The organism is Undibacterium sp. TJN19, assembly GCF_049339485.1.
Lineage (GTDB): Bacteria > Pseudomonadota > Gammaproteobacteria > Burkholderiales > Burkholderiaceae_D > Undibacterium.
Genome location: NZ_JBMPPL010000001.1, coordinates 1238667 through 1259393 on the forward strand (window position 1 = coordinate 1238667; position 20727 = coordinate 1259393).

The 20727-nt window shown below is 43.7% G+C and carries 15 protein-coding genes; 2 read left to right on the top strand and 13 right to left on the bottom strand.

Going from position 1 to position 20727, the window contains the following annotated elements; all coding sequences use genetic code 11:
* Positions 1-146 precede the first annotated feature (146 nt).
* Positions 147-998, bottom strand: a complete 852-nt coding sequence (locus ACO0LH_RS05700) for a hypothetical protein (protein ID WP_422940072.1) — start codon at positions 996-998, stop codon at positions 147-149.
* On the bottom strand, positions 999-1982 hold the full coding sequence (locus tag ACO0LH_RS05705) for an MOSC domain-containing protein (protein WP_422940073.1): 984 nt from the start codon (positions 1980-1982) through the stop codon (positions 999-1001).
* 159 nt (positions 1983-2141) lie between these two features.
* Between ACO0LH_RS05705 and ACO0LH_RS05710 the strand changes: the two genes are divergently transcribed.
* Entirely contained in the window at positions 2142-2909 is a 768-nt protein-coding gene (locus ACO0LH_RS05710) for a DNA adenine methylase (protein WP_422940074.1), read from the top strand.
* Positions 2909-3754: a hypothetical protein gene (locus ACO0LH_RS05715; protein ID WP_422940075.1), complete on the top strand. Its 846-nt coding sequence runs from the start codon at positions 2909-2911 to the stop codon at positions 3752-3754. The genes ACO0LH_RS05710 and ACO0LH_RS05715 overlap by 1 nt, the downstream gene beginning before the upstream one ends.
* On the opposite strand, the gene ACO0LH_RS05720 is transcribed toward ACO0LH_RS05715, so the two are convergent.
* From ACO0LH_RS05720 to ACO0LH_RS05770, 11 genes are all read right to left on the bottom strand, one after another.
* On the bottom strand, positions 3689-4366 hold the full coding sequence (locus ACO0LH_RS05720) for a nitroreductase family protein (protein WP_422940076.1): 678 nt from the start codon (positions 4364-4366) through the stop codon (positions 3689-3691). The two genes, ACO0LH_RS05715 and ACO0LH_RS05720, sit on opposite strands and share 66 nt — an antisense overlap.
* Complete coding sequence (locus ACO0LH_RS05725; protein ID WP_422940077.1) at positions 4344-4949, bottom strand: 7-cyano-7-deazaguanine synthase; 606 nt, start codon at positions 4947-4949, stop codon at positions 4344-4346. The genes ACO0LH_RS05720 and ACO0LH_RS05725 overlap by 23 nt, the downstream gene beginning before the upstream one ends.
* Positions 4946-6163: a PfkB family carbohydrate kinase gene (locus ACO0LH_RS05730; protein ID WP_422940078.1), complete on the bottom strand. Its 1218-nt coding sequence runs from the start codon at positions 6161-6163 to the stop codon at positions 4946-4948. The genes ACO0LH_RS05725 and ACO0LH_RS05730 overlap by 4 nt, the downstream gene beginning before the upstream one ends.
* A 5-nt stretch (positions 6164-6168) precedes the next feature.
* Positions 6169-6489 carry a hypothetical protein gene (locus tag ACO0LH_RS05735; protein WP_422940079.1) on the bottom strand — a complete coding sequence of 107 codons (321 nt, stop codon included), beginning with the start codon at positions 6487-6489 and terminating at the stop codon, positions 6169-6171.
* Positions 6490-6873: 384 nt separating this feature from the next.
* Positions 6874-9519, bottom strand: a complete 2646-nt coding sequence (locus ACO0LH_RS05740; protein ID WP_422940080.1) for an RNaseH domain-containing protein — start codon at positions 9517-9519, stop codon at positions 6874-6876.
* Complete coding sequence (locus tag ACO0LH_RS05745; protein ID WP_422940081.1) at positions 9516-13019, bottom strand: hypothetical protein; 3504 nt, start codon at positions 13017-13019, stop codon at positions 9516-9518. Before ACO0LH_RS05745 ends, ACO0LH_RS05740 begins: the two co-directional genes overlap by 4 nt.
* A complete protein-coding gene (locus ACO0LH_RS05750; RefSeq protein WP_422940082.1) occupies positions 13016-14311 on the bottom strand; it encodes a hypothetical protein in 1296 nt (431 codons plus the stop codon). Before ACO0LH_RS05750 ends, ACO0LH_RS05745 begins: the two co-directional genes overlap by 4 nt.
* 239 nt (positions 14312-14550) lie before the next feature.
* Positions 14551-16425: a TniQ family protein gene (locus ACO0LH_RS05755; RefSeq protein ID WP_422940083.1), complete on the bottom strand. Its 1875-nt coding sequence runs from the start codon at positions 16423-16425 to the stop codon at positions 14551-14553.
* Positions 16418-17374, bottom strand: coding sequence for a TniB family NTP-binding protein (locus ACO0LH_RS05760; protein ID WP_422940084.1), 957 nt, complete (start codon positions 17372-17374; stop codon positions 16418-16420). The genes ACO0LH_RS05755 and ACO0LH_RS05760 overlap by 8 nt, the downstream gene beginning before the upstream one ends.
* Positions 17371-19452 (bottom strand): hypothetical protein, encoded by a 2082-nt coding sequence (locus ACO0LH_RS05765; RefSeq protein WP_422940085.1) that lies wholly within the window; start codon positions 19450-19452, stop codon positions 17371-17373. Before ACO0LH_RS05765 ends, ACO0LH_RS05760 begins: the two co-directional genes overlap by 4 nt.
* Complete coding sequence (locus tag ACO0LH_RS05770) at positions 19427-20101, bottom strand: TnsA endonuclease N-terminal domain-containing protein (protein ID WP_422940086.1); 675 nt, start codon at positions 20099-20101, stop codon at positions 19427-19429. The genes ACO0LH_RS05765 and ACO0LH_RS05770 overlap by 26 nt, the downstream gene beginning before the upstream one ends.
* Positions 20102-20727 lie beyond the last annotated feature (626 nt).

A 20727-nucleotide genomic window follows, 5' to 3' on the forward strand; every position in this document is an offset into this window, starting at 1 on the left:
AATGCCTCCTTTTGAAGGGTAAAACTTAGCCGCGACTTCCTACCAAAGTAGCGCCTTTTCCGCCAGTTCTGCTAAGCTTTCGACTGGCGTTTTACCTTGAAGTGAACTGTGAGGAGCACGTATATGTATGAGATAAAACGCTTGCTTTACATTTTTAAAAATGGCATCAAAGCTGTTTGTGCACTTGGAGGAAAGCTAAAAGTAACTTTTGCTCTGGCTCTCGACAATGGTTCAGGGTGAATAAGTGCCCGTTTTCCAAGCTTTGTCTGCTCGGTCCATTTATCGCGTTTTTCTTGATTTTGACCTAGGGCATCATCCATGTGTGCCAGGTGAGATGCCGGCAAACCAGTAGGTCCCTCAGGCGTCGGCGCCCTTTTTCCTGCTGGTGGAAGTGGCCTAACAATTAGTGCAATAAATGGAGCACCTACAAAGCGGCGTGTAAATGGCATTGTCTCAAATGGGGCTATACCAACTGCCCACGACTCGTAACTACGGTCAGGAGCGATCCAACGAAGGCCAATTTGTATGGAGTCACCTTCCTCGCCTGCTAGCCAACCTGTATCATCACAGCGCCAACGAGAATGTACTGCCAACCTCTCAACAATTGTAATAGCTTCATCGTCCGTGCCATGACCGGGAAATAATATTTGCAACCCTTCTGCCCCCTGTTCAATTGAGGCATCGATAATTGCAGTAATGTAATCCCCATCCCAAGGTCCTTCCACAACTGCCGAATACCACTTCGCAGTATCGGCTAACCGAGCAAGATGAACTGCAAATAAACACGCGATTTGACCAGAGGAGTACCATTCGAAAAGAAGATCTGACCACAACTCAGGTCTACTGACTCTAATACTTTCCACGCTGTCAGCTCCACCATTGTCAACGACCCAAGCCGCCAAATTGTCAAAGGAGGGAAAGCTTCGCTTAACCGTCTTACTTATTTCACGGATAACCTCGTTTTTTCGACGTGTTGTTTGCTTTTTTGACTCGCTCAATTAACTCAACCAGCTGTCGTAGTCGTTAGTCACCATGCCTTCAACTTCAGGATATGGTTTGTACATTGCTTGTGAAGGGTTATCGTTCTTCAACGAACGATTTTTTGTCAGGAGAATTCGGACGTCACCAACCTGCAGAGTTTCACCAGTGCTTCCGCTCTCATTGAGTGATCTAGTGATCTGTTTTTTTATTTCTTCGTATTTTTGAGTTGGCATTTGCACGGGAGCATATCGCTTTGGGTTATAAATTGAATCTAGCTGAGAGACACTGGTTAATTGCATCAATTTTATTAATTCAACTTCGAATATTTCGGTACCCAGCCAGCGTTTTTTTGAAGGCTTTCCGTTTGCAGGGACAGCCTTCTTTGCATATATGGAACCAAGCACCTTTGTCATTTGGGGGAATACTCGACAATAACTTGACGGGACACCTGCTAGCCGTGCAAGTTGCTTGTATTCGATGACAGTTCCTGATTGAACCAAATCTAAAACTTTGATAACGCGAACACGCCAATCGTCGGACCAAATAGGTAACACAAAGTCTAGGCGCTGAACCCGATCTTCTACCCGGATAGCCCCACCTCGAACGACTCTGGCAAGCATTCCTCTATGTGCACCAATTACTTTCGATAAACCTGGTTTTTGAATATTCAAATGTCCACATGCTTCACATTGAAACGTCAACCATAGAATAACTTCTGTACCAATTCTAAGAACTGTACCAGATTTAAGTAACGAAGTATCAATATCAAGAAGAAGATTTTCACGCAACGCATTGAGCGGAAGATCATTTTGTGAGTATGCCCCCGCCCCTGCCAACAATACTTGGCGTAGGGAAAGTGGATCTGCGTGCATATCACCATCCAGGCCGATACCGCTCAATGCCAGCACGCTTTGGACAGATTCAGGTTCCCCTGATCGGGTCCGGCGTATTTTCACCGCCTGGACGGAGCCGATGTCCTCACCAAGAAAAGCATTCAACATTTGATTAACACAGTTGCTAACAAGGAAATATAAATCAAATAAACCCACCATTATAGCAGGCAACGATATTCAGATCTCGGAACACAAGATTCCGCACGTCAGGTATGTGTTTATGAAGCAGTATATAAACTGGCAAAAACTTAGCAAGATAACTTACATATGTTTAATTTTTCATGTTGCCTGCGCACTACCCATCTCGCAAATCATTATAAAAACCTTGCTTTCATCGTCGAAATTGACGATGATATGTTTATGAGATATCCAGGCGGAAAAGGAAAGTGCTTCCATCAAATAATTAATTTGATGCCACGTCACCATACGTACATCGAACCGTTTCTTGGTGGTGGGGCAGTTATGAGGAACAAGAAACCTGCCGAGAGAAATATAGGAATTGATCTTGATCCAAGGGTCTTTGATATGTGGCAACAGATATCACATCCTGGTATGGAATTAATTCACGCAGACGCCGTTAGCTACTTGTCGTCATTCAACTTTGACGGTGGTGAGCTAGTCTATATTGATCCCCCGTATCTACCAAGCACTAGAAGAAAACAACGAATTTACAGATTTGAATACAATGATGAACAGCACATAAATTTGTTGAAGTTGGCAAATTCGTTGCCTTGTTTGGTGATGATTTCAGGATACGATAATTCACTGTATGACCAACACTTAGACAAGTGGAATAAGTCTAAATTTTTTGTGAATTCCCACGCGGGCCGCCGCGAGGAATGTGTCTGGTTCAATTTTGCGCACGCAGAGGCTCTACACGATACGACTTATCTTGGAGAGACATTCAGGGATCGCCAATCTGTTAAACGGAGGCGTGGCCGACTTCATGAACGTATTGAAAGAATGGATGCAGTCGAGCGTAGCGACCTGATGGAATGGATGATTGCCACCTATGGCGAAGATAGGACCATGTGATGCAACGCGGAGCAGTAATTCTTGACACCATGGTGGTTCAACTAGAACTACCATCCGAAAGCGTTGAGGTTCTACCAGGTGTGTGCTGGGGGAGCATAGACGCATTTCCAAGTCCAGCTTACTGGGCGTTTCAAGTCCTTGCGAGAAGAATTCAAGGAACTCGCATTAATTTTAAACTTGGTACGTCGCTACGGGAAGAAGTCGGAGCTTGCTTACTTGGAGGGCATGGTATTCCCGCTCGAGTTGGTCTCGCTGCATTTAGCAAGTTGAAGCAACTTGGTGCTTTTACGGGCGAAGCGCCCGATGAACAGACTTTATTTGCATGGTTAAGTGATTTCATAGAGCTCGATGGAAAAAAAATCCGTTACAGATTTGCCAGTCAAAAAGCCAAGTATCTGGCTGCAGCGCTCAGAAAACTTGATTTGGAAGCGGCTCCGCTAGCGACTGGCCGAGAGCTAAGAGATTGGCTTTTGAACATTTCAGGTATAGGTCCAAAAACTGCGTCTTGGATTGCACGAAACTGGTTAGACGCCGACGACGTGGCTATTTTAGACATCCATTTGCTCCGCGCTGGGTGGCTTGCCGGTTTTTTTCCACAAGGATTAACGGTTGAACGTCACTACTTGCAATTGGAATCATTGTTCCTATCGCTGAGCAATGGATTGGGAGTGCGCGCTTCTGAGCTAGATGCAGTAATTTGGTGGGAGATGATGTCATCAGGAAGTATAGTGAGCAAATTACTCAACCAATACAAACTAGATGGGCCTCAGGAAAAAACGTCAGGTGGGCGTCGGCGATCCAATAAGAGCAACACCAACTCCGCAGATCAACTCGTGTTGGTCTAGCATACGAGCCCACGAATTACCTGTCATTCCCAGAGAGCAGAAGTTTAACCCAAGATAAGTAGCAACCAGGCCAAGTTGAGCAATGAGCGCACCCGTATCTCGCCAAATTAAGCTATTGGCGTTTTCGTACTTGCTTGCCGTCTTCCCTGGTTCCGCTGCAATCCAAATAATTGCGCCATTTTGAGGTTGTACGTAAGAGCTAACCTCCTGAATCGCATCCAATGAAGCTGGCATTCCCGTTGGGATTTCGATAAGGCTATGAGTAAATGAGTTGTATAGCTGCCAGTGTTTGGCTTGCACAGGAAGAATTAGCAAATGAAGCGGATGGATTGCCCCCGCAGATGGTACTGGACGATAGCTAAGGTCATAGCCAAAGCCAGAGGGTGTTTTCGAGATTGCATGTGATGACAGCCAAAATAATTTAGAAATATCTTGTTCTGTGATCGCGCCGAACACGCGTTGCGATCTACGCGTCGATATAACGTCTACGAAAGATTGTTTGGAGAATGTTGGCTGCGGAAGTACTACGCTATCACCTGTCGGCCAATTAAATGGTTGGTAAATTTGTCTTTCGTTTCTAGGCCGGGGGTCACCCAAGTCGATCCAGGTCATATCCCAGTTCCTCATACACTTCACTGTATTTATTGCATCCGCGGCATTGGCCACAGGGAATGTTTGATTTATGGCAGCTATGTGCCCATGCAAAAAGCTCCTTTGGGACATTTGCAATCTTGACCAATTCACTAGTTGACAATCCAATAGCTGGTGCCTTAATTTGCATACCTCCCTCTTGGCAGGCGAGCAGTCGATCAATTATTTCAACAAATTCAAGTGTTCCATCTTTGTGACTGCCATCAGATTTGACCGTCCCTATCAACAAATTTGTGACGCCAAGACTCACCGCCTTCATTGCCGTAAGAGTAATTAGCAATTGATTGCGGTATGGCCACCAGTCGCTCGCCGGAGCTAGAGGATCTTTAGCAGTGCCTGCCATGTCGCCGGAACCAAGCTGGCTACAATCGATGTTAATTATGTGGTGCTCAATTTCTAATATATTGCAAATTTGTACCGAGGCATCAACTTCAGCTTGTGCAGCAAGTTGCCCATAATTTAATGTGAACGCGATATCTGGAGATTTCCAATATGCAATCGCGAGGGAGTCCATTCCGCCGGAAAGAAGTAGCGCGCTTTTCATTGTTTGATTGCTTCCCACAAGGTTCGGTATATGGCGCTAACATAATCTTTGACAATGATGCACTGTGCCCCTTCAGCCATTTTCAGATCTTTATCCGGTTCATTTTCAAAGTAAATTATTACCGGCTTTCCGTTTGCTTTCGCGAAGCCAATTTCAAACATAGTTCCAGAATCAAGCCCGTCTGAAATAGCAAAAACAATATCAGATTTTTTTATAGCCGCCAAATCTTTCGAGGCCACATCTTCTGCCGATGCATGGCCGACGTCGTGATAAGGAGAGAATACTTGTAGACCCATTGCAGTTAGTTGATTCCGTGCCTCCTCAACAAGCCATAGTTGAGCAAGCGTAAAGAATGGACCAGCCAAATACACGGAAGGCTTTTTCCCTTGCCTATATGCATCAGTTATTAAAATTGGCTCGGGAGAAAAGCAATCTACCTGGCTCCGTGTAGCGAAACTGCGGTTTTGGCAGTAATAAGCGGTAGCCTGCGATGCCTTTAAAGCTGCGTTCAGCGCTGACTCTCCAGACATCCAGTGAGCTGAAAAATTTGCGACGAAAGTGTCACCCGACCCAATCTTCCAAACCGATTCTGTCCAGTATGCAGGTATTCTGTGAAAAATCCCTTTTTCCCACACTAGAGCACCCTGCGGGCCGAGTTTGACAATTATTACCTCGGCACGCGATTTGTCCACCAACACCTCCACCATCTCTTCGATGGTGCCACGTGGCAACCCCGACAAGGTTGCTGCCTCGAACTGGTTAAGCACGAGTGCTAAATGATTGGCCCTAGATCCATTGTCGGAGAAATGTACTGGATCTTTTACGTTCTGGGGATCATAAACGACGAAATCAGCAACTACGATTGCTTCTGTCTCAATCATTCCGAAACGAATTACTCGATCGGCTGTCACTGCGATTGGATCCAGGGGAAGTTTCAGGTAGCTAATTATAGGAGTTGCAAGACCATGCGCATAATGAAAAGTAATGCCCTTCGTGGTTGGTAGAATTGCCAAGTCGAAATTTTCTAAAGCGGAACGCGACTCTAGTGCTGCACTTGCCATCGAGTCTGCGTAACCATGCAAGATAACTTTGCCACCAAGTTGAGATATTGCCGAAGCTGCACGACCTGCAGATCCGTAGATTTCTCGCCAATCCGGACGCATGCAGATTTCTTGGTAAATACCACCGACTATGTTGATCGTATTGTTAGTCATTAGGATTACGCTGGATGAATGCGCACTCGAATTTGGCCACTATTTATGGAATTGACAGTCGCACTGAATCCATACCCTTTCTCTATGCAGTCACGCAATTTGGCGGTATCGGGCGTAGCGAAACCGCCAGCAATTTCTCCATCATATATTGCGACCAGAACAATCCTACCGTTCATTGACTGCAAGGCTATGCTTAGTTCGTCCCCCTCACTTATGTGAGCAATAACATCTGGTTTTGGTGAGCTAAGTTGAGTATTGATGAAAACTTTATCACATTCGATGACATAATCGGGCGCACCGCCACCCCCACCGCCGCTTCCAGACATATTGCCTCCCCTATTTTATATTTACACTGCAAGACACATTAAATGTGTTGAATATTCGAGTTCGTCTTCAAAAATTAATTGCTATTTTAACTAATTAATTTAGCAATGTGTAAAAATAATGAGATCGATGCTGATCAGACTTGTCCTCCGAATGCAATTCAAAAAAACTTTTTCACTAAATTGAAATTGACCAATAAGCCTCTCTCTCGAATATCTACAAATAGCATTGGGACCAACTTTATCAAAATGATTTGATTTAAAAACCACGAGTAGTGCACTGCTCATACAGAGCAATTTTCATCGACACAAAAGTTCCCATAGGAAATCAAAACCAAATCAATTTAAATTGATCAAATTTACATTGAAAGTGATGATTTCAAGTAATCAACGAATAACGGAGAGCTCATGCAAAGGAAATGGCAATAAGGTTTCTTCGTCAGTAGCAAGATGAAGCTGCATTGCCTTTCGAGTAATCCCAGCCAATTGGTCTGCCTCCATGTCTTCACCTTTTAAAATTACTGCAACCTCGCTAAGTGATGGGAATCTGCGATGAGCAAATTTCCTTGGATCCGTTTCTACATGACGCGAGACGGTATTTGCCCAGCTATGTCCTTGTTGTAGCGCATCTGTTAAACCGCGATTCAGCCAAAATACGTTTTCTGCCCCTTGCTCTTGAAAGAAGCCTTTTGCCACACCTTGTTTTCGTTCACTGACCCAATAGCATGGAGACTTTTTTGCCTCGTTCGTAATTCGGATCAGACTAATTGCTTTACCGGACCGCATTTCCCTTTGTGCGGTAGCGCCTCCAATGCCTCCTAGGTTCAGCGTATCAAATTGCAAGGCGTCGTTACTTAGTCCTTTGATGAAGCGTCTGATATTTGTGGCCTCACTAAAAATCACAGTAGGAATTGCATCATTTGGTGTCGCAGCAGCAAAAAATTGCTCTACTCTTGTTGCCTGTTCGGAGAATTTTTTGATTTTGCTCAAATCAAATACCTTTCTTTGTGCTATCCGAATGAGTGCTTGCGAATAACTTAACCATTCGACTTTTTCACCGTCATTGAGAATACAAACTCTTAATTGCCCATTGATACAATCGGCATAGAGTGGCGTAACAAGTCCGTCAAGTTCACCAGGTCGCTTATCAAATGACCGATCATTCCTGGCTAAGATCCACCAACCAGCTAATCTTACCTGACCAGAAACAAGCGGACTAACGCCTGCTGAACGCAATAAGTCGCATATTGCATTCTCGTATATAAGGCGCTTGACCTTGATTGCCTTTTCGTCAGTCTCTATTGTCACATCATCAAAATCAGTCAGCTTCGTTTGAGTTACCGCTCCTTGCTCAGCAAGAACTTCGTAATTCAATAAAAATGGATCCCGTGCCGGTTCTTCTTGTAGGAATTTGGGGATTTCAACTAATGCGGCCCAAAGCGTATCGGTCGAAGGTGCATATTGTGAAACATAATTTGCAATATTTTTTCTTGCAGCTTCTGCGGCTTCCTTTTGAAGGTGCTGCTTGATAGACCAGCGCTTTGATTTATTTTCAACCGGTACCTGAGCAAGTATGGTTTCATCGATTTTTGGAACTTTATCTGCCAGACTTCCTGCTTCAATTTTTTGATAGATAAACTGAAAATCTTCCTCATACTTAATTTCGACCGACGTGCTATCTATTGGCGTAGCTTGCTTTGGCTCGCCAAATAACTCTAACAGCGCTCCCTTTGCACTCTCTTCATCTTTGTTTCCGTTCACAAAATGAGTGAGTCGAAATCCTCCAGGCATATCTGCCGCAGCTATGGCCACTGCATTCCGTAATGCACTTGCGCCGTCAATTGCTTTCAAAGATCTTTCCTGCTTAAACGAGCGATTATTAAACTTGATTCGCTCAAAACCAGCTGGCAGCAATCGATCATCTAATAATTGCAAATAATTTTCACGTTCAGGATTAGGGATACCGGTTCCAGCCAATGCATACTTATCACCGTGATTTGAACCAAGTCTGGGATAAAGACTAAAGCCGTTAAGCTCAAACGGAGTTAACCCCAACTCCTGTGGAACATCTCGTACACCAGACATTTCCATGAGTTTTAACAAAATCTTTCTCTCACGAGACGTTTCATTAGATTTAGATGTGGAATTTGAGTAGTCTGACCTCATCAATTCCAATTCAACACAGCGCATGCGTCGGACATTGTTGCTCAGCACCTGATCACTAGGTATGAAAATATCAACGTACCTGGATTTTTGTTTAAATAAGGCTGCAGGATTGATGTCACCGAAATTTCGAATACCGATATTCACTGCGATGCGCAAGTTGTTTTGCTCCGGCGTATTTAACGCAACTGCAGTAAATATTTCTGACCAAAGCCCTGAGCGCGTCCCCTTTTCGATTTGTCCAGGGCGATATCTCATCAGGGACTTACCAGAGTACAAATCGTTTTGCGGACCCGTGCTTATTAATTCTCCTTCTTCAATCATTCCCTGATTGATGATCGCTCCCTCAAGTTGCCTGGCAGCGAACAATGTGAGTAAGGAATACATGCGATTATCTTTTGGCTTCGCGCATGTGCCTCCAGACTTCAGTGCAGAATCAATTGGAAACGGAATGCACCCACCGCCGGAAGAAAATCTCCCGTCATGTAGTTTGTTCTGCACCTGAGAAAATGAATCTTTTGAGAGAGCGAGCCCAAGCCAAATTTCAAGAGCGATATCTGCTTGATTTTTCAGCGTCTCAATTGACTCACTTGGATCAATCATCCAGAAACATAAAGTTCTAGCATAATTATTTTCCTCAACTGGCTCAAATGTAACCAAGTCTACAGAGGGTGCAGCCCAGCCTAAGACTGCTGCGAGTCCACCAATATAAGCATTTTTGGGTGTAGTGATTTCTTGCGCCTGCTTAAGTGCTTCGTACGCCCGAAACGGCATACTGTAGCGCACGGCAACACGGTCTCGTAAGTTCGCAATATCGTATGAATATAAGAATGGCTGAAATTCTGCGGGAGCTTTTTTTGTAGAATTCATTTTTTTTCCTTTTGGGACTCATTCGCATCAAACAATTTATTTAACATATCGCGAAATGGTTGATATAGTGTCTTTGCAATTTTTTGATCTATGCCATCACCGTTGATTGCATTCTCTAGTGTTTTTTCACACTGTTTCAAGCAACTGGAATAAACCGTATCAGCTACAGCCGGGCTCTTATAAATGCCAGGAGCAAAACGCTCATCAACAAATCCTACATAGACAGGTACGCCACCACGAATCCCGCGCCCTATGGTCTGCCAAATCGACGTGATTAAATCCCACGAATATTGAGTTCTCGCCAGCTTCGGCATCTGCGCATATGCTGTTCGCAACGCAAATCCCTCATCAAGTGCACATTGTGCTTTTCGCCTGAACCATTCACTTTTTTCTTCGATATCATTACCTTCAGGTTTAGTGTGTCCAAGCACCACATCCATTGCGAAGCGATTTATTGCACCAATAACGCTGGCAAGATCGTCCGGGCGCGGATGGGGACGGTGCAAGAAATAAATCGTACTTATAGCCGCGAAACCTGAGCCCGGAATTACAATATTGTGGCCCCTGGAGATGGGATGCAGCGGAGTTACTAGTATGCTGCCAGGCGGTGCTTCACCAAAACTTTCGACCTGAGACCTTGGCAATATTTGTATATCACGGTGAAATGCCTCCCCTGTACGCTTAGCGTCATTGGCAGCTTCCCCGGATCTTGCCAGCGTATCGGATACTAAGCAGTAAACTGTGTGCTTCTTTGGATTTGCCTGGGCAAGTGTATTAGCAACGAGTTTCGCATCATCGTAGTTATTTGTCACAAGAAGTGCGCGCTGGCGCAGCGAATACTTTCCAATATCGTCTTTATCTGACTCTATGAGTTGACTCCATTTTCGCTCAATTGGTGTCCCACTTACCCCTGATTTTGTCAGCAGGCTCGCTATGCGTTTTAAGTTTTCTCTTCTCACTTCAGGAGGCTGGCCCGACACTGATATTGGAACAGGGCCAAGCGAAACAAACTCACACATACTAGTGGAAAGTGCCTCCCGCTCTTTCTCTGGCTGTTCCAGGATGGCAGAGACCGGCCACTGCACATCAAATAAAGGTGAGGCACTTGGTGACGCGCCACCTGCCCAACTTGTTCCAGACAACAAAAGAACGTGAGGACCCGCTTGCCCCTCTTCGGCCAGTAGCTTGTCCATATTAGTTAACAGAAAACGTCCAAGCGCTAAATGATTAATTAATCGCAGCGTGCCCCCGTCTTCTGAATTTTCTCCAGATGGCTCGAACATGAGTCCAAATGTGGAACCGAGCAATGGTCGCGGAATAATTCCACCATAGTGCCGCATTATTCTTCTTGCTTCGCGGAAAACGTCTGTCTCTGTCAGACCAAAATCGTCTTCGACAGCGGCCTGATTCCGAACCAAATATGAAAAACTTGACAGACAATTGTTTGTAAGGAGAGCCAGGGTAATTGCAAGTGCTCTCGAAAAATTGTCATCTGGAACGTTTACACGCCTTCGTTGAGAAAATCTTTCTTCAGTTTTTTTGGGTACTTGTTGGTCACTATCACTTGCGGCATCATTCGAAGAAAAAACCTCCAAAGGTCCGCATGCCAACGCCTCCATAATCTGCTTAAATACGTTATCACTTTCAAGTGCTGGTGTGGCTTCTATGATATTTACTTGGATATCGGCCAAAAAAGAGAACGCATCTTGCAGCTTAGGATCTGCATTAATTGATTCAAACCTTGATTTGATAGGCTGTCGGTTTCCCGGCATACTCAATGAATTGTAGAGAGCCCCACTTAATGCAGCGAGCAGCTCCAGTTTATCAATGGCTTGGGACTTGGCGCTTGCATTGCCATTTGCCGATTCTTCGTATCCAGCGCCGTGCCGCCAAAGTGAGGTAAGTATGCTGGCAGATGTAAATGTTTTCTGAGAAATTATCCATGAAAATTTATCTCTGTGCTTCAGAAATAGATGATAAATTGCACCAATACTGTCCTGAAGCTTATTGAATTGGCGGTGCCATTGAACATTCGAGAGCTTGGCGTACTGGCTACCCCCTCTATCACCCAGTGAACTTGCAAGTGCGCGAGTACTGGTTAATGTAAATGCCCTGCCATCCGAAGATAATAAACCTTGCTGCTGCGTACATTGTTCATCAAATGTACGCAGCACCTCGTCTGCTTCATCGATTAAAACCACGTCGGCAAAAAACTGCATGGCCTCAGGAAAGGATAGCTCCTCACTCAGTGCATATTTCTCTGGAGTCATTTTGATAAACGCCTGTGGCGTCATCGCTATCACACTTGCTGAAGAAAGCATTCTTTGCTGCTTGTGCGTAGGACAGGCTGCAATCAAAGGGCAGGCTACTTCTTGCTCTTCGCCTCCCTTTTTTTCTTGTATCAGATTAAAACAAGGTTTTCGCGGATTCTCCCTTGAGAATGATTTTTCATTAGATTGATATCCATCTAGTGGGCATGCAGTACCAAGGCTCTCTGTTAATGCGGCAGCAGCTTCAAAGGTTTGATCTGAAGAGTAGCTTTGTGTATTCCAGAGCGCTGCGCTCAGATGAACATCTCGATTGTTAATCGAACTAATAACGGTACTGTTTTTTATGCCGTGCGCTTTGAGGCGGGCAATTAATTCAGAAGCCGCAGCAGTGTCCTTGCTCAAAACGAGCACTCGTTTATCATATCCAGGACTGATTAAAGCAAAAAGCAGGGCCTGAACTAGCGTACTTTTTCCACTAGATAGCATGCCTACCATATGCTGGGTTCCATCAAGGATCAATGTATCATCTCTATAAAATTCGCTGCCTAAAGCAGTAATTTTTACCTTTTTAATACGTTGTTCAAGATTTAACTTCGGCAGCCATTGAGGGAAATCATGTGCTTTTTCTCTTGCATCCACGTCTTTGGCAATTGCCAGCAAAGTATCCCACCGTATTGAAATAGGTGGATTTACTTCTCTGCGCCTGAGTTGTGCAAGCTCCGCTACCGTTCCTTTTTCAGCGGGCAGATCGACTGTGAACTCTCTGCCAAATGCCCTGTTTCGGAAAACCGCTGTGCCGCGTTGTCCAAATTTAAGCACCCTCATTGGATAAGGTGCGGTTGACTGCAATGAATTCGATAATTCTGAAATAACTACATCGCTCACACCATCCCGTTTTCTAGCGACATCATCTTGAACCAGGTATGCCGTGTTCGAGTACTGACTATGTTCATTCAGTGCAGATCTCCACGCCAGGCGGCTACAAAAGCCATTTGCATATTGTCGCATGATGAACAACGCCTTCCTGGTTTCCTTAGGCAGATCCCTCACTAAGTGGCCTTGCAACAAACTAGGAACCACCCAGACAGATTCTGATGGCATATATGTAGAAAGGAAATGTAAGCACAAATCTACCAGACATATATCCCTGCGGACATAAAAATTCTTCCGATTTGATGCTGGAAATGAAGCATCAGAATATGCGGCAACAAGGCTATTTGGCGTTCTCATGCTGAGGCCTCTAATATTTGTATAAATTCGGAGACTGTTGCCATTTGAATTGGTGTCTTCAGTTTGGAGCGGCGCGCCCTTTCAAACTGCAGTAAATACTCTGGATTCATATCGCAAAGATAGTCGGGTATCACGATCAATTGTTGATGTCTTCGAAAATGCTTAAAGCCTTCAAAAGATCTGGCCAGGCTAATTGAAGATCGATGCTCTTTCAGGTCGACTGCATATCGAAGCGGTTTCGTCGGGTGGTTAATTACCAGGTCCACCGCATCCATCCGTGGCCAAAGCTCAGCTTTATAGCCAAGTTCTTGTACCTGCTTGAATAAATTTACTTCTTGAATGCCAGGTAACGTCCAAAAAACCCTGGCAGGCCTTTTGAGTTCAAGCATGCCAGGTAAAAATGGGCGCAAAATTGGTCCCGTCTGTAATAGCATCTGCGTAGCTCGTGGGTCCCGAGACTCAGTGACCCAGTCACCATGAATTTTCTTGAGACGAGTATTACTGATGAGGCAAAGTGCTATGTTGTTGTCGTGAGCATGAATGGCAGATAGCGGCTCATAAAATATTTCTGCCAATCTCTGGGTAAGTTGCAGACTACTGCGTAAGATCGGGTCTGAGAGAAAGGTAGTAAATCCATTGGCAACTGGATTTTCAATAACAGTTCGCCTCCATGCCACATAATATTTTTGGCTAGTTTCATCATCTAGCTCAGCGCATGCATCCATTAACGATCTGTAGAAATATAACTCTGGATCTACATCACTCAAACCAGCGATAGCGAGACAGTCAGCAGTAATTTCACCGTCCTTGACCAAAATTGCTGCGCCAAATTCTTCTGCGCCTTCACCCTCGTATTCCAGGCACCAACTATAGAGCGGTGTGCTGGCAACAGCAAAAAGTTCAGCCAGCCCGGTAGGGTAAGTTTTATCAAACTCAAGATTTAAGGCCGCTGCAATGTTAAGTCCTCGCACCAGGTCGGGAGGATACGGGGCCTGGATATGACCAATTTTATCGATTCCCTCTTGCAATATGCACAATCCAGATGCTAAGAGATTGACCATATCGTATGCATTTTCGATCTTGGTGCTCTCCTTGGAAATGAGAGGGCAATTAAGTAAGTCCATTAGAAAGGATTCGGGTATACGTCCCCCTTCACCACTGCTATCAAGAGATAAATATCTATCTAGCGTCGGTCGGGATATGCCAATCGCTTTGCAGGCAATAGACTTCCATCCGTGGGTCTGAATATCAAATCTAACGGCTAGCAAATCGATTAAGCTGGAATTTTCCATGTAAATGTCCCTTCATTTATTACAAGTTTATACTAAAACGTAAATATGTAAACATTTAAATAAATATTATCCAAATGGCCACCAAACCGAACTGCTGCGTGAGCTGTCATAAGCAGATTTTAAATGCAGCATTTCACCTGACATTTCAGGTCATGAGTATCCACATTGATGGGGTGCGCCAAAAAGCGTGACCTGCTTTTCGGCACACTCGAACTTATATAAATGTTAAATAACGATGCCTAACCTGAAGGGAAAATTGAAGCAGCTTTTCCTTGCTCTATAGCAATTGAATTAATGGCCGCTTCAAAATCCCGGGTTCGCCGCATTAAGACTTGCCGACATCCATCAATTGTTGGACCAGACACTGGACAGACACCAAATTTTTGCAGTCTTGATATCAGCCCCCTTGAAGAGCAACTCATTTTCTTTGCAATATCCGAGAGAAAAACATAAGTACTCAAAAATTTCCCCATTGCTTCCAGCGTGATTCGACTTTGTTTAATGCGATCAGCGTCTGAAATATAAGAGTCAACAAACTGGTGGCGTACCAAAAAATAAGCAACCTCCTGTTTCATCTGCAGGCGTGATGCAAATTCCTGTACGGTTATACTGGTTTCATCAGATTTTTCCAATTTGCCTATGTAAGAACTGACTTCATCTATGCGGAATATCCAATTGCAAATGCCGTGTTTTTGAGAAGACACTGCTACTGGTTTGATGTGCCCAGCAGCCGCAGCCTCAATTATTTTAGCGATGTTGTTACTTCCTAACTTCCAGTACTGCATAACATGCCCAAAAGTGATCTGACCATGTTCAATGCACTTGCCCGGTAAAAGCGAATTTGATGCTGCCAATATTCGATCAACGTAACTACGCCGAATTGCCCACTGAGATTCTCTTGTAGCAAATAATTTCTCTGCCAGCGGAAAAAGAAGCGGTCGCAATTCAGCCATTCTCTTTTTACTCAGACCAAGTAGTTGAGTCGCTTCTTGTAAATCGATTGAACTGGCAAGTTCCAATTTCTTGCTGTTAAAATCAACTCGATTTACATAAGTCCTGGTCCGATCACTTCTTTTGGAAGTATAGGTATATCCATCAATTTCTCCGTCGTTAATCATTTTTTCCAGGCGCTTTGGCGAAATGGATAATTCTCTGCAGGCCTGGCTTCCGGGAAGCCAAGTTCCTGCGCGGGTTCCGGGATCCAGACGAGTATTTCTTTCTGCTATTGCACCACGCCAATTCGAGACAAGATAACTAGAAAACGCCTGTCTAATAAAATCAAAATTGGTTCCCTCTAAACCTCGATAAATTTTGGTGTAGAACGTGCCAAAGCACTTTGCTAATCTATTCTCCTTTGAACTAATACGATATTGTTCCTCTCTAATTGCAAGTGAAGAATAGAAACTCTCCGGCCATGTACCTAGCACCTCGCCAGAGATTTCTGCTAAATTTTTTGATTCTTTCATGCTGTCAGGGCTAAGAACAAAAGTATTTACTGGATCCAATCGTTCCTTTATATACCGGCCATATCCAATCAATTTCACGACTCGCTGAATCTCATCGATCTGAAGATGTCCAATGACTGGCAACTGAGGTACTTCAAAACTCATATTTAATTTGCGCAATATCTCCGCTGAGATCGCTGCAACATTTGTTGTGCAAGTCTCAGAGACCATTTCAGTCAAAGATATATTGCAATCACATGAAAGAAGCTGCTTCCTGGTCCAAAGAATATCTTCTCCACATTTTGTACAAACATCTATCAACCAACATTGATGAACAGGACAAGTATCAAAATGCCTCAGTTCCCATTCAATTTTCCAGATGGGATTTGACGCAAGGCAAATGGGACAAAATCTTGAATGTTTCACGTTCCAATTTCTTTTTCCCAAAATTTGCGTTGAAGGCTTTGAATGGCGACTAAAATCCTGCACATCCTGGCTGTCGAAAACTATTTGCTTCGCCATCTTTTTCGAAAGGCAATTTTCTGAAGTAACCCGTTTCATGTAGCCCAGCCTTCCTTCATATGACTGACGAATGGGCCTTATGAGCAGTTCAGAAAACATGACAGGCCGAAGCTCCGGCATGGCTGCATCTAAAAGTGGTTTATCCATTTAGGCCCTCCTGCCAGCCATGATTATCACCATCCAGATCTGACGGCTCATAAAGCTCTCCAGGTAGCGTTAAGCGTCTTTTTTCGAATTTCTCTGAAAAAGGATTTGGATTAACTCCTTTGGAAAAGCGCGACATCACGCCGATCCAGGATCGGAAAGATGCATGCAGTATGCGCATGGATAACACTTGAGACTTTTCCTTCTCTGCGATATCTTCAGCAATCACGATCAGGTCTGAAATATTTCTCAATACACCATCTGTCGCATAAAAAAACCGTTGCAATGACTCATCGTCGTCAAAGAAATTAGCGTTCTCAAATACAGAGTTACCAAGCATGGCTCTCATCAATTTTTTGAATGAAAGTGTAGAATTTTCCGTGAAGGTCGAGAATGGCAAAAACGCAGTAATTTTCTTAAAGCGACCGCGCAATTGTGTATTGATTTTGAATAATTCAATTGAACGGGGAGCACCAGCTAAAATTACCGAGCAATCCAAAGCATCCATCAGCACCTTCAAAGAATCTGCATGTGCTGTGTGCGTTTTTAATTTTCCTCGGTCTAAGAAATGCTGTATCTCATCTAAGATAAGTAACTCAACTCGACATTTTTTAAACAACTCAATAATTCGATGTCTCATTTCTGTTACCTTACCAACGTAAGGGAAAGGATCTCCTAAAGCATATAGAATTTCACTGCATATGGCGGATTCAATGGGTTTGCTCGGTAATGCCACATACAAAACCGTGATGATAGATCTATCTTCAATCATGGAGGGAGAGTGCAAATCTCGATATGCCTCTAATAAAGTTGTTTTCCCAACGCCACTGACGCCGACGATCCGCAAATTTTTTGGCTTACGTCCTTTCTTGAATGCTTCGTGACAGCTTTTTATTAAATCAAAGCCATCTTTATACTGAGGATGCTGAATTATGTAGGCTTCAACACTCATTTCGTTCCTCCGCCATAGTGAGGATTGGGAAAGCTATCGTAAGCGTCATCGTCTTCATGGAGTGTCTCCTGGTCATTTTCGCTGTCGGAGTGATTGTCAGATTGCGCTGAATTAGCTGGTCTAAATATGCCGTTAAAAATGTGCTCCGATTCACTTTCACCTTGATTTAAATTTTTTACCTGACGACTGTTTTTTCGTGCTGCTTGCCTAGATGTTTTTCCATTTATCTTTGCGGCCTTTGATCGATCCGCCATGTTGCTGCTGGATGATAAGGCCGCCACTTCGTGACGCATACGCTCCTTTGCCTCAATCAGGATTTGATAATCATCAGATTCTTTGTACATTTGCTTTGCAAATTTCTGAATGATTTCGTGTTGATACAAGGTGATTCCGTCTGCGTATTCAGGCTGAGTATTTGGTACTTTTAACCAAATTTTCTCAAAGGCATCAAAAACCCATATGTGGCCGATGTCAAATTTCAATGTCTTGATTTTAATTTCTGATTTTGATTTTCCATTTTCGTGAACGCCGATGCGCCGGCGCAAATCAGCAAGATCTGACGAGTTATATTTCTGCCTGCCATTCAATTCAACCCCATATTCCCAAATTGGTCGAGAGACGGTTTTATTGCAGATAATTTCGAGCTCGTCGGGAGTGAAGGGAAGATAACCATCGTTCAATTTCCACTTTTTATTCCATGCTTGCCTGGGCGAACATCCTAGACCTCGATGCAGTTCACTCATGTAGACATCAATCACCCAAGTATGTACAAGTCTGTTCAAGACATGAAGATCAATGACAGCGCATTTTTCAGGGTCGTAACCCTTTCTCTTGTAGAATTTTGCAAGTGTGGTTCCGGGCAATTTATGCACGAACTCGTAGTTGAATGTCTTCAAAAAAGATTCAATAGAACCTTTCCAATTAGATTGTTTTTTGGGACAAAAAGCTAATTCAAATTCAATCTCGGAAGCTACAATCTCAAGGTCTTTTGAATGAAACTCTAGACCATTATCACAACGAAGTTCTCCAGGAATGCCAAAGACCGGCCAGTCCCCCTTAATCTCAGGAAAATCATTTTTTACATGGGTTTTCGGCTTTATTCCAAGTTCAATGCAAGCAAGTACTGCATCGGCACTGCAGTCATCAAAACCAATGTGAAACCCCCACGGCATTTTTGTTTTACGGCAAATGGCCATAGTTAGGGTTGGTCTGCCTAAGGCTATTCCACGATCTTGATCGATTACAAAAAGATCAAACGGAGTGTGATCAATCTCCACAATTTCTAGCCTCGATTTAGGAAGCGGAACAATACCATTTGATCGGAATCTTCTTATAGCTACTTCGATGCCTTCACGTGCTGCAACCACTTCAAACGGATCAGAATGATGGATTCGTCGTCTGAAACTAGACTCAGATCTGGTGCGCAAATGATTCTTTGGTACAAGCCATTCATTCTCTCTTTTGCAAATCAAATCCATTTGCATGTTTAGCTCTCGCAACGAAGCGCCACGCTCTTTCAGGTACATCTCTTCAATCAACTGGTCTTCAATAATGGCCTCTTCTTTTGAGCAGCGACGCTGCCCTTTTCCACCACGATTCTCAAATTGATAGATCAAAGAGTTCTTGTCACCGCCTGAGGCAAGGAATTTCTTGTGCCAGCGAAAAACTGTTGTCTTATGAGGTGGATTCTTGTCGCCGATTTCAACTGCTACTGCTAAAATTCTCTCGTCGATAATGCCAGCTCTATCAATATAAATTGGGGCTTCATCAAGCAACATTTTCAAATACTGGCTCGCACGGACGGAATGCTTTTTTGTTGCTGTGGAAAAATTGCTCAAGGTGCGACGAGCAGCGAATTTTCCTTTCTTATTTTTTTCCAAAACAATAGGATCTGGGTTCAGATTAAATGTCAGATTTCCGTTGCAATATGCAGCAAGCAAAGAATCTATTTTTGCAGTTGTGAAATTGTTCGGTGTTGACTGCAGCACTACATCCCCGTCGTCATTCATCATGCAAATTTCATACTTTCTGTCATTCCAAAGAAATGCGTTATTAACCGAAAAGGAAGCTTGCTGCATCGTGATTCTCCAATGTTGGTGCGTAGAAAAGTTCAGTCTGATCTTGTATTTCAACTTGAAAATTGAAGTAAAGAAGGCCGGATGCCATCATCACTAAAACATCAACCTCAGAATTGAGGTAACTCACTGAGTTCGAGAAATTCGGTTCAGGAAATTTCTTTTTCAGCTCTTCAAGTTGATAGTGGATTCTTGCCGTTTCATCCCTACGTTGGAGATGTCTCATCCGGTATGGCAGTAAAAGCCGGGCATTCGTCAAGGCATGGCCGCGACGCAGCATTTCATCAGTGACGATAAAGTATCGATAGCCATCACTTTCAAAATGTTGCTCGCCAATTTCCATGTGATTTTGCATCTGTGGATCATCAAGCCAGTCTATCGGCTTACACTCGACAATGATTTTTTCGCTATCTGTTTCAATTAAAAAATCCGGTGTGCGCGATGTCTGTTTTCCCACATGCATGAATGTTGATTTAAATGGTTGACTGGTCACATTCGAAATGCGGTGCGAAAACTCAAAAATTGCTACGGCATCTTTTTCAATACCACCCTCCCATTTAATTTGTGTCTTGTATTTGGTTGACGCAAAAATTCCGCGCAAAATTCCACCCGACCGCGTAACGATTCGACGCGGCTTAGAATAATTTGACATAAGTACCCCTTCCGCCTAGATAGCGGAATAGCTTAATTGGTTAAGAATAGGGAGCCTCATATCCCATCTTTTTTTAACGGAATCTTTATCTTGAAATGCGGCTTCCCCCCGGAAGAAAAATCCGATATTGGTAATATTCGCGGGAACGTACAGAGGCATGCTTGCATTCCGCTGCTTGACAGCAGTGAATGTAAGTTGTAGAGTGAGTTCAAAATTTTTGGTAGAAATTTGAAGTCTCACTGAAAGCCCCCTGTTCGCCAACAGGGGGCTTTCTTATTAGCCTTGTAAATACCCCATTTTTTACGAGCTTGGCATAGCTTTTCCTTTCAGTTTCGATAGTTACTGGGTTAAATTTACCTACTTAAATTCCAAAACTTTCTTTGTGCTGATAGTGCATAGACCTAAAACCATGGCATGCGAATTGCTTTTTATTTTATTGCTGTTTGATGGGCGTCAGTGGTCACATAGACCGGACTATGTAATTGAATTTTTTTTCAATTCTTTTGTGGTTTTGCACTTGCTCTACAGCGCGACAATCTTCTTGATTGTTTGATCGCAATTGTGCGTAGTGATATCAGTATTAGTCATGGTTTTGGGTGAACGCGTCTCTTCCAGCAAGTGAACTT